Origin of the sequence: Azorhizobium caulinodans ORS 571 (assembly GCF_000010525.1) — a bacterium.
In the GTDB taxonomy this organism is placed as follows: domain Bacteria; phylum Pseudomonadota; class Alphaproteobacteria; order Rhizobiales; family Xanthobacteraceae; genus Azorhizobium; species Azorhizobium caulinodans.
The window spans coordinates 1659377-1673135 of the sequence record NC_009937.1; the positions used below are offsets into that span (position 1 = coordinate 1659377).

Consider the following 13759-nt stretch of genomic DNA (forward strand, 5'->3'; position numbering starts at 1 on the left):
TCAGGCGGCCGGAGCCGCCAGGAGATCCTGCCATTCCGGGTGTCGACGGAACTGCGCCGCCACGTAGGAGCAGAGGGGCACGATGGTGAAGGGTTCGTGCCGCGCATCGGCGATGAGCGCGGCCATGAGCCGCCCGGCGATGCCGCGTCCCTCTAAGGCCTTCGGAACACCCGTATGATCGACGATCACCGTTCCATTGGCCCCGCGCCGGAAGCTCATCTCGGCTTCCACCCCGGGCGCCAGCGCGATGATGTAGCGCCCGTGGCCGTCTTTTTCTTCCCGGCGGACCTCAGTTTCGGCGTCACTCATCACAGCCTCGATTCATAGCGTTCGATGAAACCTATCGCCCCCGCACTGCCCACGCCATGTGCTTCGGCACGTCCCGGTGGCATGGGCCGACAGGCCTGAGCCGGTTTGAAGAACGCATGGCCTCGGGGCGTGTTCCCTTTGTGTGCAGAACCTCTGAGCGGAAGCGAGTGGCGCTCGTCGGCGCGCTGGAAGGGGCGGGATCGCTCTGCCGGTCCTGGAGCAAGCCTTCGGCGGGCCGATGCGGTCGCGGCGCCGCTCACCCGGCGGCCTTCTGTCACCGGGCGAGTTGGAAATCCCGTCTTCGCCCCAGGGAGCGCCGGGTGATAAGACTGGGCCGAACAATCGGAGAAAGCGCGCCATGTCCGACGGCCTCAACACAGACGACCTCGATGCCCGCATCGCCATCGCCCGCGACAACCTCCGCCAGCTCACGGAGCAGGCCGCAGCCTATTCCGGCGCAGCGGACGAGGAACGCGCCGCCGACCGCATCGCCGAACAGCAAGCCGAACTCGATGCCCTGCTGAAGGAACGCGAACAGCACAAGTAAGCGCGGCGTTCGCAGCGGTCATACAATCAGATCCGGGCGCGCGTCCTCAGCCGCGCCGGGACCAGCGACTGCCGGCTGGCTCTGAATTTTTGCGCGATTTCGGAAGGGTGTGGTGGGCCCGGAGGGACTCGAACCCCCAACCAGACCGTTATGAGCGGTCAGCTCTAACCATTGAGCTACAGGCCCCGACCGCTCTGCTCCTAGCAACCTTGATGCCGATGGACAACTGCCTCGCCGGCGAGACTGGGGACGGCGGGCCGTCCATCGGCAGGACGGCTGCGCGGTGGCGCCGGGATCTCGGCCTGTCCCGTGCCGGCCTGGAGCCGGATCCGAGCATATTGAAACGCCTGCGTTTCAATATGCTCGGTGAACCCGTCTCTACTCAAGAAGTTGGAGCGCGATTGACCGACCAGATGGAAACGCGTGGCGGTTCCATCTGGTTGGATCGCGCTCTAACCGGGGCGCCGGCCTTCGGAGCGGGGGGCGGGCCAGAGGCGGTCGAGGATGTTGAGGCCGAAGGCCCACAGGGCATGGCGCGGCGAAAAGCAGGCGATGACCGCCGCCAGCACCGCCGAAGCGATGAAGAGCAGCATCCGGCGGCGCGTGGCGACGATAATCGCCTTCTGTCCGCGGGCCACCTCGAAGTGGGTCAGTGGCAGCGTCAGCAGGCCGAGGATGGCCATGTGCCCCGCGTAGAGCCAGACCGCCGGCGCCATGTGGCCGTAATGGGCGACCAGGGCGGACGAGAAGGGCAGGGCGGTGATGAAGAAGAGGTAGACCAGCCAGACCCGCAGCAGGCCCCCGGCGATGGTCTCCTCCGCCCGCCGCAGTTCGATGCCGGCGCGCCAGAGGGCGCCGAGCACGAAGAAGCTGATGAGATAGGTCAGCGCCTGCGGCCAGAGGCCGAAGATCTGCGCGGAAAGCTCCTGCGGGCTCGTGATCGGCAGGTCGGCGGGCAGGCGGATGTCGAGCACGAGCAGGGTCATGGCGAAGGCAAAGATGCCGTCGCTCAGCGCTTCCACCCGCGCCTTGGGAAACCACCGCATGCCGCCCCTCGCCCTGCCGAATCAGGCGATTGTCGCTCAGGCGGCGGCAAAGTGCGCGCCGCCTTTCGGCAGGCCGCCCGTCTCGGCGGCGGGGATGGGGACAAGGGCCATGCTGCCCCATAAGCGCCGCCTTCCGGGGCTTTCGTGAGCCGCCCGTGGGGCGGGGTGCGGCGGCTTGGCGAAGTCTTCACCAATGCCCGCCATAAGCGCCCATCACTGGACATGCAGATGCGCGAGCGGGCCGGAAGGTCGCCGGTCGCCGGGGGAAATTGGATGCGGATTGCGCCCAGGTGGAATGCGGCTGTGGCCGCTGCGGTGCTGACGGCAGGTCTCGTCATGGGCGCCACGGCACAGGCGGAGGAGTTTGCCCGCTCGACGCTCACCGTCGTGGGGCAGGGACGGGCCTCGGCGCGCCCGGACATTGCGATGGTGACCACCGGCGTCGTCGCCGCCGGCAAGACGGCCGAGGAGGCGCTCGCCGCCAATTCCAAGGCAATGGAGCAGGTGATCGCCGCCATCAAGGATGCGGGGGTCGAACCGAAGGATATCAGCACCTCGGGCCTATCCGTCCAGCCGCAATATTCCCAGCCGGGCAAGGACAGCCGCGAGGCGCCGAAGGTGGTGGGCTATGAGGTGCGCAACGCCGTCACCGTGACGGTTCGGGACCTCGCGCTCGTCGGGACCCTGCTGGACAAGGTGGTTCAGGCGGGCGCCAACCAGGCCAGCGGCCTCAGTTTCCAGTTGGCCGATGCGTCGCCGCTGCAGCTTCAGGCCCGCGTGGCGGCGGTGAAGGACGCGCAGGCGCAGGCACAGCAGATCGCCGATGCCGCGGGCGTCCGGCTGGTCCGCATCCGCCGCATCGATCCGCGCGGTGGCGACAATTATCTCGCCTTGCCCGCGCCGATGCCGATGAAGGCCGAGGCGCGCGCCGTGCCGGTGGAGTCCGGTGAGATGGATGTGCGGGCGCAGGTGTCCATCGTCTATGAGATCGAGCCCCGCTGAGGGCCTGCCGGCCCCGGAAGGGGCCGGAATCACCCTGGGAAGAGGCGCGGCGGCGTCAGGCCACCGCCGCCGGGCTGGCAGCGCCGTCGGGGCGTTCCGCCCACTGGATCGCGGCCTCCGGAATGAGCAGCGTCAGCGCCTTCGGCCGCACCTCATAGCGCAACGGCAGCGTTTCCCGCGTCACTTCGCCGTCGGTCGCCACCCAGGCGCGCCGCCGCTTCAGCCCGTGAATGGTCACGGTGTGCGCCTGGAAGGAGCGGATGCCGGGATTGTTGCGCCAGTTCTCCACGATGAGGTCGGCACCCGCCTTCAACCGCGCCAGGGCGCCGCGCTCCTCGGCCACGTGGATTTCCAGCAGCCCGGTGTCGAGGCGCGAGCGATGCCAGCCGGGCGCATCGAAGGCATTGTTGGTGACGAGAGCGGCATAGGCATCAATGGGCTCGCGCCGGCCGTCGATCTCAATCTCCAGCGACAGGCGGCCGGAACGGAATACCGCACGCCACAGCGCCCACAGCCAGCCGAAGATGCGGCCGCGCTGCTCGCGCACCTGCTCGCGGGCGAGCGCCATCTGGGAGAAGAAGCCGACCCCAGAGACGCCATGGAAGGCGCGACCGTTGAGCGTCGTCAGGTCCACGCGCATGGGCCGGGCGGTGGCGAGTGCCGCGACCGCGCCGGGCAGGTCACGCGGCAGGCCGATGTCGTAGGCGAGCAGGTTCATGGTGCCGAGCGGCAGCACGCCGAGCGCGACGTCGCTGCCGGCCAGCACCGATGCGGCGTAGCTCACCGTGCCATCACCGGCCCCGACGATCAGCGTGTCGTATCCGCCCTCGATCGCCGAGCGGACGGCGCCCGGGATCTGCTTGCCCTCCGCCAGCACCACGGTGACGTCCCGGCCGGGCCGGGTGAGTGCCTTGTCCACGGCCTCGGCGGTGGTCTTCGGCCCGAGATCCATGAGGGTCCCGGCCTTCGCGTTCAACACAACCAGCGTGCGGCCCATGTCTCGTCTCCCAGCGCGGAGAACCTCCGCCTGCCCACTCCGGTTCCGGCGGGCGGCGCCCTTACGTCATGTTCCCAGTGATCAGCCTTGAGCGGCGAAACGATGTCGGCATTATGATCGAGAACATTCGGGAGGGCGATCATGAGCATGCCGCAGGCGCACGACAAAGACGGAACCATCCTGCGGCTGCGGGCGGGCCTCCTGCTGCTCGCTGCGCTCCTCCTGCTCTGCCTCTCGGGCGGCACCTTCCTGGCCCGCCAGTTCCAACTCGGCTACGGCTGGGCGCTGCTGATCGCGCTCGTCATCGCGGCCGGCGTCGGCTACGGGGTCTTCCGGCTGACCAACAAGGCCTATCTCGCCATCGCGGCGCTGGTCACGCTCGTCACCGCCTACTTCGCCTATGATTTCCTGCGCAACGCCATGGGCTGGAGCACGGGCCTCTCGTTAACGTTCGCCCTCGTGCCGCTGGTGGTAGTGGGCGCCGCCTTCTGGGATTTCCGCCGTCTGAAGGTCGAGATCCGGGCCTGGCTCAACAGCCGCTGAGGACAAAATCGTTAACGGGCGGCGGTAGGGTGGAACGCAAGGCGCGTTCCGGTGTTGGAGCGGCAGAACACTCCAAGCGGAGCCGCCGCCATGCTGAAATACGCCGCGCTCTTCCTCATCCTGTCGATCATCGCCGGCTCGCTCGGCTTCCTCACCGTCTCGCGGGTCGCGCGCAACATCTCGCTGGCGCTGTTCGGCATCTTCCTCGTCATCGCGCTCGCCGTGGCCGGCTTCTTCATCCTCCTGGAGCGGGCGACCGCCGGGGAGATGGGCCCCGCCAAGCCCTCTTCGCCGCCGCTCATCACCATGATCGCCGCGCTCACCCCGCCTGATGCGCCGCCGCCCTCGGGCTCCGGCGCGCGGGCGCGTGACCTTCTGCCCATGCGCAGGAGTTGAGCCTTTCGCGCTGCCGCAATAGCCTTCTGAATCGGGGGGGGCGGGTCCGCCCTGCCTGACCAGAGGGAGAACAAGATGCGCCGGTTCGTTCTTGCGGCGGTGCTGGGGGCTGCGGCGATCGTCGCCGGTCCCGCACTCGCGCAGCAGAAGGTGGTGAACGTCTATAATTGGTCGGACTATATCGACGAGAGCGTGCTGGAGGAGTTCACGAAGGAAACGGGCATCAAGGTCCGCTACGACGTGTTCGACAGCAACGAGGTGCTGGAGACCAAGCTGCTCGCCGGCAAGACCGGCTATGACGTGGTGGTGCCGTCCGGCTCCTTCATGCAGCGCCAGATCAAGGCCGGCGTCTTCATCAAGCTCGACAAGTCGAAGCTGCCGAACCTGCAATATGCCTGGCCCGAGATCACCAAGCGGCTCGCCGTCTATGATCCCGGCAATGAATATGCCGTCAATTACATGTGGGGCACCACCGGCATCGGCTACAATGTGGACATGGTGAAGCAGCGCCTTGGCGATGTGCCCATGAACACCTGGGACATCGTCTTCAAGCCGGAGAACCTCTCCAAGCTGAAGGACTGCGGCGTCTACATGCTGGACGGGCCGGAGGAGATCATTCCTACCGCCATGCGGTATCTGGGCCTCGATCCGGACAGCAAGAAGCCGGAGGACATCACCAAGGCCGGCGAACTGCTGATGAAGATCCGGCCGTTCATCCGCAAGTTCGATTCCTCCGGCTATATCAACGCGCTGGCGCGCGGCGACATCTGTCTGGCGGTGGGCTGGTCGGGTGACGTCTTCCAGGCCAAGGCCCGCGCCGAGGAAGCCGCCAAGAAGACCAAGAAGAAGGTTGTGCCCGTGGCCTATGCGCTGCCGAAGGAAGGCGCGCTGATGTGGTTCGACAATTTCGCCATTCCGAAGGACGCCAAGAATATCGATGAGGCGCTGACCTTCATCAATTTCATGATGCGTCCGGAGATCGCCGCCAAGAACTCGAACTTCATCTCATACGCCAACGGCAATCTCGCCTCGCAGAAGTTCATCGACAAGGCGGTCCTGGACAATCCGGCCATCTATCCGACGCCGGAAGTCTTCGCTTTGCTGTTCACCGTGACGACGAATCCGCAGGATGTGCAGCGGGTCATCACCAAGACCTGGAACACCTTCAAGCGCGGCAAATGAAACGTTCACTCAGGTGAAACGAGAAGGGCCGCCGGCATCGCCTGCGGCCCTTCTTCGAGGTGTGCCCTCAACTCAGGCGACGCGGCCCCCCATCTTGAAGGGGGCCATGCCGTCGCGGGCGAGCTGGTCTGCGCGCTCGTTCAGTTCGTTGCCCGCGTGGCCCTTCACCCAGTGCCAGGCGATGTCGTGGGAGTGCAGGGCGGCGTCGAGGCGCTCCCACAGATCCTGATTCTTCACCGGCTTCTTGTCGGCGGTGCGCCAGCCGTTGCGCTTCCAGCCGAACATCCACTTGGTGATGCCGTTGCGCAGATATTCGCTGTCGGTGTGAAGATCGACCCCGCAGGGCTTCTTCAGCGCTTCCAGCGCCGAGATGGCGGCCATCAGCTCCATGCGGTTGTTGGTGGTGAGAGCCTCGCCGCCCTTCAGTTCCTTCTCGTGCGGACCGGAGCGCAGGATGGCGCCCCAGCCGCCGGGGCCGGGATTGCCCGAGCAGGCGCCGTCGGTCCAGATCTCCACCCGGCTCATGCGGCAAGTCCATAGTCGCGGGCGCTGGCTACGGCCCGGTGGAAGCGTAGCTTCCTCAGATATTCCAAGGGGTCTTTGGGGCGCACGAGGGCGCCTTCCGGCACGTTCAGCCAGTCCACCAGCCGCGTGAGCAGGAAGCGCAGGGCGGCGCCGCGGGCGAGCTGGGGCAGGGCCTCCACCTCAGCCGCTTCCATCGGGCGCACCGCCTGGTAGCCGGCGAGCAGCGCCCGACCCTTGGTGGCGTTGAAGGCGCCGTCCGCCTCGAAGCACCAGGCGTTCAGGCACACGGCCACGTCATAAGCAAAGAGATCGTTGCAGGCGAAGTAGAAGTCGATGATGCCGGAGAGGGTGTCATCGAGGAAGAAGGCGTTGTCCGGGAAGAGATCCGCATGGATCACACCGGCCGGAAGCGCGGCGGGCCAGTGGGCCTCGTGCGCGGCCAGTTCCTCGGTGATGATCGCCGCAAGGCCGGGATGGACCGTATCGGTGCGCGGGCCTGCCGCCTCGAACAAAGGCCGCCAGCCGGACACGGAAAGGGCATTGCGGCGAGTGATCTCGAAGCCCGCACCCGCAAGATGCAGTTGCGCCAGCGCGCGTCCGAGCTGTCCGCAGTTGGCGGCGGTGGGCTTGCGCACGGACACGCCGGGAAGGAAGGTCACGATGGCGCAGGGGCGGCCGGCAAGGGTGCCGAGCATGGTGCCGTCGCGCATGGCCACCGGCTGCGGGCACGAAATGCCGTTCGCCGCCAGATGCTGCATCAGGCCGATGAAGAAGGGCAGGTCGGCCGGATCGACGCGCTTCTCATAGAGCGTGAGGATGAAGCTCGCGGTCGTGGTCTGGACGAGGAAGTTGGAATTCTCCACGCCCTCCGCGATGCCGTGATACGAAACCAGTGTGCCGATATCGTAAGCGGCGAGATAATCCGAAAGGCTCGCCGCCGAAACGTCCGTATAGACCGCCACGCTCTACTCCGCCGCATCTTCGCGCAGCGCGCGGGGAAGCGGAAAGAACACATCCTCCTGCGCGGCCGTCACCGTTTCCACATCCACGTCGTAACGCTCGGCAAAAGCGTCGATGATTTCTTCCACCAGCACCTCGGGCGCCGAGGCCCCGGCGGTGATGCCGAGGCTCTTCAGCTCCGACAGCCGCGACCAGTCGAGGTCGCTCGCCCGCTGGACCAGAACCGAGACGGCGCAGCCCTCGCGCTCGGCGGTTTCGCGCAGGCGCTGGGAATTGGAGGAGTTGGGCGCGCCCACCACCACCATGGCGTCCACCTGCGGCGCCACCTTCTTCACCGCTTCCTGGCGGTTGGTGGTGGCGTAGCAGATGTCTTCCTTGTGCGGCACGGCGATGGTGGGGAAGCGCGCGCGGAGGATGGCGACAATCTCCGCCGTGTCGTCCAGCGACAGGGTCGTCTGCGTCGCATAGGCGAGATTCTCGGGGTCGGCCGGCGCGATGGTGCGGGCATCCTGCGCCGTTTCGATCAGCGTCACTGCGCCCTCGGGCAACTGGCCCATGGTGCCGACCACTTCCGGATGGCGGGCATGGCCGATGAGCAGCACGTGCCGGCCCTTCTTGTGGTGCAACTGCGCCTCGCGATGGACCTTGGTCACCAGCGGGCAGGTGGCGTCGATGGCGAAGAGGTTGCGGGCGGCCGCTGCCTCGGGCACGGACCTGGGCACGCCGTGCGCGGAGAAGATGACGGGGGCATCGCCGGGCGGCACCTCGTCCAGTTCCTCCACGAAGACGGCGCCCTTCTTGCGCAGGCCGTCCACCACATATTTGTTGTGAACGATCTCATGCCGCACATAGACCGGTGCACCGTGCAGCGCGAGTGCGCGCTCCACCGCGTCAATGGCCCGCACCACGCCGGCGCAGAAGCCGCGCGGCGCGCAGAGCAGGATGCGGAGAGGGGGCTTTTCAGCGGACATGGGTGTTCCCGGTGTTCACCGGGGACATGGGATGGCAGGGCACATCCTGTCAAGCGGGCGCCCGGGCAGGGATGGCCCCGGCAGCCTCCCCTCAGGCGCGGGCCGCAGCCTCGGGCGCAGCGGTTACGGGGGCTGCAGCGCTGCCGAGCGCGGGTTCCTCGGTAATGCCGGAGCCGACCGCGAGGAAGCGCGAAGCGCTGTAGCGCAGGTTGCTGGGCGGCGTGATGTCCGCGATGCGGCGCTCTTCCGGCGCGAAGGTGAAGCCGCTGCGGATGCGGGTGTTGGACACCTTGCGGCGCACCACGCGCACTTCATTGATGGAGGCACGGGCGGCGATGCACTGGCTCTTGAAGCGGGCGTACTCCACCTCGCTCATCGCTTCCACATGCTGGCTGCCGGGATACATGACGATCCAGGCCGTGCCGCGTTTCGCGGCGACCGTTACGTCACGGGAATGCTCTTGCATGCGGCGCAGGTAGGCCTGCACGCGGGGCTGATCGAAGCTGCGGGCATTGGCGCGCGCCTCGAGGAAATTGGACATGCCGCGCGCGGCGCTGACGATCTGACCGACGGCGAGGGACGCCGCCAGGATCATCGGGGAGAAAACACCCTGGAAATGGACCAAAGCGGCACCGAGTCCAACGGTGACGACGGCGGAACGGGGGGCTTCCGAAATGAAACCGTCGAGGAAATGGCCGACAACGCCGATTTCCTTTTCCCGCAACTCGTCGGCGAGGCTCGTCTTCGGCGCCAACATCGTTTCCGCTCCCCAGTTTGCGGCGACCGCGCTCAACCCATCAAGCGAACGTCGCCACACTCAACCCAAAAGGTTAAAACGTCATGCGTGCTTCAAACATTTCTTGTCGTTGCAAGTTCCCGCGCCGAAAAGACGGCTCGGAAATTTGATGGTACGCTTAAGCAATACTCTCTAGGTTGCACGAGGCTGGCCATGTGACATGAAGCCCTTGGCTCCTCACACGAGCTTTAGCCTGTCCGGCTTCCTCTCAACGCAACATGTCGGGTTGTAGGGTTCGTCGGCTACAGCCGGCGTTTTCCAGAAGGGGCTGCAAACCGCGTCTCCGCCTTGCTTGTCCCCGATGGTCCCCACCACCTCCCGGCCCGCGTTAACCCTGCGCGCCGGACGCATTGGGAATGTACCATATTGGAGGCTTTGACAAGTGGTTTCCCGGCTCGAAAGCCCGAAGAATTTTGCCGCAGCACGGTGCGGCATCTGAACGCAGAATGAATTTTGCCATTCCATAGCGGAATGTGATGGATCGGACCCCTTCCCCAGGCGCATGTCTGTCCGCCTTACCTCCAGAATGGAAGGGATGGGCTCTTCCCCCGCCCGCCGGCCCCCGAATCGGCCTCGCCTGTTCGCGCGGGCGCCGGGCGCGCAGCAGCATTTGCATCGCGCCGCTCGAAGGCTTATGTTGTGGCATCCCGGACATTCTGAAGCTCCGTGGCTCGCTTTCCGGGGAACCGGGGCGGACCAAAGGGAAGCCGTATTGTCCGCCGCCCGCGTTTTCCAAGAAAAAGCCAAGAGGCTGCCGCCATGTCCAACACCCCGCTGATGCCGAAGGCGACCGCCGTGTGGCTGGTCGAGAACACGGCGCTCACGTTCGAGCAGATCGGCGACTTCTGCAAACTTCACCCCCTCGAGGTGAAGGGCATCGCCGACGGCGAAGTGGCGCAGGGCATCAAGGGGCTCGATCCCATCGCCAACGGCCAGCTCACCCGCGAAGAGATCGACAAGGGCGAGAAGAACCAGAACTACCACCTGAAGCTTCAGGAATCGAAGGTCCGCCTGCCGGAGCCCAAGCGCCGCAAGGGCCCTCGCTACACGCCGGTGTCCCGCCGCCACGACCGGCCGAACGCCATCCTCTGGCTGCTGCGCAACCATCCCGAGCTGAAGGATGCGCAGATCATCCGCCTCGTGGGCACCACCAAGGCGACCATCCAGTCCATCAAGGACCGCACCCACTGGAATTCGGCCCAGCTCGCGCCGATGGATCCGGTCACGCTCGGCCTGTGCAGCCAGATCGACCTCGATCTCGAAGTGCAGCGCGCGGCGAAGGATCGGCCCGCGGCGCTCGCCTCCGAGGACCGTGGCGCGACCCTGCTGCCGGCGGACGTCACCACCCAGCGCCACGAAGACGACGCGCCGTCCTCCGGCCGCAAGGATTCGCTGGATCTGGAGACGGTGTTCGCCAAGCTCGGCGGCGCCCGCAAGAGCGAGGACGAGGAGGACTGATCCTCTTCGCGCGCCTTTGGCCTGAAAAAAGAGCGGCGCCTCCCTCGGGACGGCGCCGCTTTTCGTTTGCTGCCTCAGTGGGCGAGCAGCACCGGCGCCGTCATGGAGCCGAGGATGTCGCGGGTCACGCCGCCGAAGACCAGTTCGCGCACGCGCGAATGGCCGTAGCCCCCCATCACCACGAGGTCGGCGCCCTGGTCGGACACTTCATTCAGGATGGCGGAGGAAATGCTTTCGCCGGAGCCGATTGTGAGGTGGCGCAGTTCAGCCGACAGGCCGTGGTGCGCCAGATGGCGCTCCAGATCGGCGGCGTTGGGCGTCGCTTCTTCGTTCTCCGAGCGGCGCACGGAGAAGATCACGCGGCTGTCGGCCATATGGAGCAGCGGCAGGCTTTCGGCGAGCGCACGGGCGCTGGCACGGCTTCCGTCCCAGGCCACCACGACCCGCGAGAGCGAGAAGGGCGGCTTCTGCACATAAGGGACCACCAGCACGCCGCGGCCCGAATCCATGAGCGCGGATTCCGCCAGCACCTCTTCCGGGCCGGGGCGGTCCGGATCGGGCTGGGCGACCACGGTGAGGTCATAGAGGCGGGACAGGTCGCCCACCGCCGCGGCCGCATCGCCGAGCGAGCCCGAGAGGGTGCGCACGTCGTAGGAGAGGCCGTGCTCGCGGGCGAGCGCCGTGAAGGCGCCGGCAGCCGTGGTCGCCGCCGCTTCATTCTCGCGGATCTGCTGGTCGATGAAGTCGGTGGGGAGGGCGCCCATGTAGAAGGGCGGCACGTCAATCTCGTAGCTCACCGCAAGGCCGGTGATGTGCGCCTTGCAGGCGGCGGCAAGGCTTGCGGCATAAACGGCCGCGGGATCGCGCTCGCTGCCGAGGGAAAGGTTGACCAGAATGTCCCGGATCATGGGGAAGGCTCTCTCAAAACCGCGTCTAGCGACACGACTTTACCGTAAAGAGCGATCAAAACACCGCCTTGACGCGGCGCAAATATCGGTTTCTCAAAAGGAAAACGCGGCCGCCCCGGGGGAAAGGCGGCCGCGTCGGGTGAGACGTCGGTGGGGGGATCCGATCGTCCCAACCTCCAGAACGCCCCGGCACGGGTCCGGTTCCCCAGCGCGGTGAAAAATTTTCGCGGGGATCACGCCTGCGGATAAACACATTTAAGCCTTCCCATGGCAGCTTGAGGCCTCCCCCGGTAATACGCATGACCCCTGACCTCAGCATCGTCGTTCCCTGCTACAACGAGGCCACCGGCCTGCCGTTCTTCCACGAGCGCCTCAGCGCCCATGCGCGGAAGGTGGCGGAAGCGCGCGGCATGCGTATCGAGATCGTCTATGTGGACGACGGCAGCCGCGACCAGACCGCCGCCGTGGCGCTCGCCCTGAAGCCTCAGGGCACGGACGTGCAGGTGGTGGCGCTGTCGCGCAACTTCGGCAAGGAAGCCGCGCTGATGGCGGGGCTCGACCACGCCCGCGGCGATGCGCTGCTGTTCATGGACGGCGACGGCCAGCATCCGCCGGAGATGATCGAGACCTTCGTCGGCCTCTGGAAGGACGAGGGCTATGACGTCGCCTATGCCATCAAGGCTGATCGCATGGACGAGCCGGCCGCCCGCCGCACCTTCGTGAAGATCTTCTACTGGCTGCTCAACTTCGGCGCGCAAAGCCGCATTCCCGAGGACGCCGCCGACTTCCGCCTGCTCTCGCCCCGCGCCGCTGCCGCTTTGCGGCGCCTGCCGGAGCGCAACCGCTTCTTCAAGGGCCTGTCGAGCTGGATCGGCTTCCGCCAGAAGGCAGTGCCCTACCGGCCGGCGGCGCGCGAGCATGGCACCTCGTCCTGGAGCTTCCTGCGCCTCCTCGGCCTTTCCATGGAGGGCCTCACCTCCTTCTCGCCCGCGCCGCTGCGCCTCGCGGGCATGGTCGGCGCGGCGCTCGCCGCCGCCGCCTTCCTCTATGGCTCCTGGATCGTCATAGAGCGCCTGGTCTGGGGCATTCCCCTGCCGGGCTATCCCTCGCTCGTCGTCGGATTGATGGTCATCGGCGGCGTGCAGCTGCTGGTGATCGGCATCATGGGCGAATACATCGCTCGCATTCTGTCCGAAATCAAAGCGCGTCCGGTCTATTTCGTCGCTGATCATGCGGTCCGCCATGCGGAAGCCGCCGGCGACCGTCCGGTCGGCTTGGAGTTGCCCAAGGCTTTGCCGTGAAGCGTATTGTCATCTGCGCGGACGACTACGGGATCGCTCCCGGCGTCTCCGCTGCCATCCGTGCCCTGTTGGCGGAGCGGCGCATCAACGCCACCTCGGTCATGACCGTGCTGCCTGACCTGTTCGAGGAAGCCGATGCTCTGATGCCGCTCACCAGCGGGCAGGCGAGCATCGGCCTGCATGTGACGCTGACCGGCAATTTCGAGCCGCTGACCCACGGCTTCAAGGGGGCGACCTTCCCTTCGCTCGGCCGGCTGATGGCCATGTCCTTCGCGCGCCGGCTGGACCCTGTGAATGTGAAGGCGGAGATCGAGACGCAGTTCCTGGCCTTCGAGGAAGCCTTCGGCCGCCCGCCGGACCATGTGGACGGCCACCAGCATGTGCATCTGCTGCCCACCATCCGGGAGGCGGTGCTCGAAGTCACCCGCAGCCGGGCGCCCGAGGCCTGGGTGCGCGACTGCACGCCGGCGCCCGGTGCGCTGGTGGGGCTCGACCTCAAGGGCCGCTACATCGGCTTCCTGGCGCGGGGCTTCGCCGCCGAGGCCAAGGCGCTGGGGCTCGCCACCAACCGGGGCTTTGCCGGAGCCTACAATTTCAAGATGGGCACCAATTTCGGCCGCCTGCTCACCCAGTTCATTTCCGGGCTGGAGGACGGGGGGGTGGTGATGGTGCATCCCGGCATGGTGGATGAGGCGCTGGGCAAACGCGATCCGCTCACCTCCCCCCGCGAGGCCGAATATGAGGTCCTCGCCGGCGCCCAGCTGCCGCAGATCCTGCTCGCCACCGGAGCGCAGTTGCGCTGAGTCTCAGGTCTCCGC

General features: G+C 66.7%; 16 protein-coding genes and 1 tRNA gene. 8 read left to right on the plus strand and 9 right to left on the minus strand.

The features are described 5' to 3' along the window. Positions 1-309, minus strand: coding sequence for a GNAT family N-acetyltransferase (locus tag AZC_RS07505; protein ID WP_043879044.1), 309 nt, complete (start codon positions 307-309; stop codon positions 1-3). Positions 310-667: 358 nt separating this feature from the next. On the opposite strand from AZC_RS07505, the gene AZC_RS07510 reads away from it, so the two are divergent. Further along, on the plus strand, positions 668-856 hold the full coding sequence (locus AZC_RS07510; RefSeq protein WP_043879045.1) for a hypothetical protein: 189 nt from the start codon (positions 668-670) through the stop codon (positions 854-856). Positions 857-966: 110 nt separating this feature from the next. On the opposite strand, the gene AZC_RS07515 is transcribed toward AZC_RS07510, so the two are convergent. Together AZC_RS07515 and AZC_RS07520 are read right to left on the minus strand one after the other, a co-directional pair. Then, positions 967-1042, minus strand: a tRNA-Ile gene (locus AZC_RS07515). Between the two features lie 266 nt (positions 1043-1308). Then, positions 1309-1902, minus strand: coding sequence for a TMEM175 family protein (locus AZC_RS07520; RefSeq protein ID WP_012169988.1), 594 nt, complete (start codon positions 1900-1902; stop codon positions 1309-1311). Between the two features lie 273 nt (positions 1903-2175). Between AZC_RS07520 and AZC_RS07525 the strand changes: the two genes are divergently transcribed. Continuing rightward, positions 2176-2904 (plus strand): SIMPL domain-containing protein, encoded by a 729-nt coding sequence (locus AZC_RS07525; protein WP_043879046.1) that lies wholly within the window; start codon positions 2176-2178, stop codon positions 2902-2904. A 55-nt stretch (positions 2905-2959) separates the two neighbouring features. Here AZC_RS07525 and AZC_RS07530 read toward each other — a convergent pair whose 3' ends face one another. Continuing rightward, positions 2960-3901, minus strand: coding sequence for a diacylglycerol/lipid kinase family protein (locus AZC_RS07530; protein WP_012169990.1), 942 nt, complete (start codon positions 3899-3901; stop codon positions 2960-2962). Positions 3902-4042: 141 nt separating this feature from the next. On the opposite strand from AZC_RS07530, the gene AZC_RS07535 reads away from it, so the two are divergent. The 3 genes from AZC_RS07535 to AZC_RS07545 all read left to right on the plus strand — a co-directional run bounded on the left by AZC_RS07535 (position 4043) and on the right by AZC_RS07545 (position 6022). Beyond that, on the plus strand, positions 4043-4444 hold the full coding sequence (locus tag AZC_RS07535; RefSeq protein ID WP_012169991.1) for a hypothetical protein: 402 nt from the start codon (positions 4043-4045) through the stop codon (positions 4442-4444). 90 nt (positions 4445-4534) lie between these two features. Continuing rightward, complete coding sequence (locus AZC_RS07540) at positions 4535-4840, plus strand: DUF1328 domain-containing protein (protein WP_043879047.1); 306 nt, start codon at positions 4535-4537, stop codon at positions 4838-4840. Between the two features lie 75 nt (positions 4841-4915). Further along, entirely contained in the window at positions 4916-6022 is a 1107-nt protein-coding gene (locus AZC_RS07545; protein WP_012169993.1) for a polyamine ABC transporter substrate-binding protein, read from the plus strand. 72 nt (positions 6023-6094) lie between these two features. Here the strand turns inward: AZC_RS07545 and rnhA are convergent, their stop codons facing one another. The 4 genes from rnhA to AZC_RS07565 form a co-directional block, all read right to left on the minus strand. After that, positions 6095-6547, minus strand: coding sequence for a ribonuclease HI (gene rnhA, locus AZC_RS07550; protein WP_012169994.1), 453 nt, complete (start codon positions 6545-6547; stop codon positions 6095-6097). Further along, on the minus strand, positions 6544-7509 hold the full coding sequence (locus tag AZC_RS07555) for a homoserine kinase (RefSeq protein WP_012169995.1): 966 nt from the start codon (positions 7507-7509) through the stop codon (positions 6544-6546). The genes rnhA and AZC_RS07555 overlap by 4 nt, the downstream gene beginning before the upstream one ends. A 3-nt stretch (positions 7510-7512) precedes the next feature. After that, positions 7513-8478, minus strand: coding sequence for a 4-hydroxy-3-methylbut-2-enyl diphosphate reductase (gene ispH / locus AZC_RS07560; RefSeq protein WP_012169996.1), 966 nt, complete (start codon positions 8476-8478; stop codon positions 7513-7515). 91 nt (positions 8479-8569) lie between these two features. Next, a complete protein-coding gene (locus AZC_RS07565; RefSeq protein WP_043879048.1) occupies positions 8570-9235 on the minus strand; it encodes a hypothetical protein in 666 nt (221 codons plus the stop codon). Positions 9236-10033: 798 nt separating this feature from the next. Between AZC_RS07565 and AZC_RS07570 the strand changes: the two genes are divergently transcribed. Further along, positions 10034-10732 carry a DUF1013 domain-containing protein gene (locus tag AZC_RS07570; RefSeq protein ID WP_012169998.1) on the plus strand — a complete coding sequence of 233 codons (699 nt, stop codon included), beginning with the start codon at positions 10034-10036 and terminating at the stop codon, positions 10730-10732. Positions 10733-10806: 74 nt separating this feature from the next. On the opposite strand, the gene AZC_RS07575 is transcribed toward AZC_RS07570, so the two are convergent. After that, the gene (locus AZC_RS07575; protein ID WP_012169999.1) at positions 10807-11640 is read right to left on the minus strand and encodes a universal stress protein; all 834 of its coding nucleotides are present in this window, start codon (positions 11638-11640) and stop codon (positions 10807-10809) included. A gap of 299 nt (positions 11641-11939) precedes the next feature. On the opposite strand from AZC_RS07575, the gene AZC_RS07580 reads away from it, so the two are divergent. Next, complete coding sequence (locus AZC_RS07580; RefSeq protein WP_043879049.1) at positions 11940-12941, plus strand: glycosyltransferase family 2 protein; 1002 nt, start codon at positions 11940-11942, stop codon at positions 12939-12941. Next, entirely contained in the window at positions 12938-13744 is an 807-nt protein-coding gene (locus AZC_RS07585) for a ChbG/HpnK family deacetylase (RefSeq protein WP_012170001.1), read from the plus strand. Before AZC_RS07580 ends, AZC_RS07585 begins: the two co-directional genes overlap by 4 nt. Positions 13745-13759 lie beyond the last annotated feature (15 nt).

What these genes read in the sequence shown, in the direction of transcription:
- AZC_RS07505 (WP_043879044.1), bottom strand. Translation starts at nt 309, where the DNA reads ATGAGTGACGCCGAAACTGAGGTCCGCCGGGAAGAAAAAGACGGCCAC.
- AZC_RS07510 (WP_043879045.1), top strand. Translation starts at nt 668, where the DNA reads ATGTCCGACGGCCTCAACACAGACGACCTCGATGCCCGCATCGCCATC.
- AZC_RS07520 (WP_012169988.1), bottom strand. Translation starts at nt 1,902, where the DNA reads ATGCGGTGGTTTCCCAAGGCGCGGGTGGAAGCGCTGAGCGACGGCATC.
- AZC_RS07525 (WP_043879046.1), top strand. Translation starts at nt 2,176, where the DNA reads ATGCGGATTGCGCCCAGGTGGAATGCGGCTGTGGCCGCTGCGGTGCTG.
- AZC_RS07530 (WP_012169990.1), bottom strand. Translation starts at nt 3,901, where the DNA reads ATGGGCCGCACGCTGGTTGTGTTGAACGCGAAGGCCGGGACCCTCATG.
- AZC_RS07535 (WP_012169991.1), top strand. Translation starts at nt 4,043, where the DNA reads ATGAGCATGCCGCAGGCGCACGACAAAGACGGAACCATCCTGCGGCTG.
- AZC_RS07540 (WP_043879047.1), top strand. Translation starts at nt 4,535, where the DNA reads ATGCTGAAATACGCCGCGCTCTTCCTCATCCTGTCGATCATCGCCGGC.
- AZC_RS07545 (WP_012169993.1), top strand. Translation starts at nt 4,916, where the DNA reads ATGCGCCGGTTCGTTCTTGCGGCGGTGCTGGGGGCTGCGGCGATCGTC.
- rnhA (WP_012169994.1), bottom strand. Translation starts at nt 6,547, where the DNA reads ATGAGCCGGGTGGAGATCTGGACCGACGGCGCCTGCTCGGGCAATCCC.
- ispH (WP_012169996.1), bottom strand. Translation starts at nt 8,478, where the DNA reads ATGTCCGCTGAAAAGCCCCCTCTCCGCATCCTGCTCTGCGCGCCGCGC.
- AZC_RS07565 (WP_043879048.1), bottom strand. Translation starts at nt 9,235, where the DNA reads ATGTTGGCGCCGAAGACGAGCCTCGCCGACGAGTTGCGGGAAAAGGAA.
- AZC_RS07570 (WP_012169998.1), top strand. Translation starts at nt 10,034, where the DNA reads ATGTCCAACACCCCGCTGATGCCGAAGGCGACCGCCGTGTGGCTGGTC.
- AZC_RS07575 (WP_012169999.1), bottom strand. Translation starts at nt 11,640, where the DNA reads ATGATCCGGGACATTCTGGTCAACCTTTCCCTCGGCAGCGAGCGCGAT.
- AZC_RS07580 (WP_043879049.1), top strand. Translation starts at nt 11,940, where the DNA reads ATGACCCCTGACCTCAGCATCGTCGTTCCCTGCTACAACGAGGCCACC.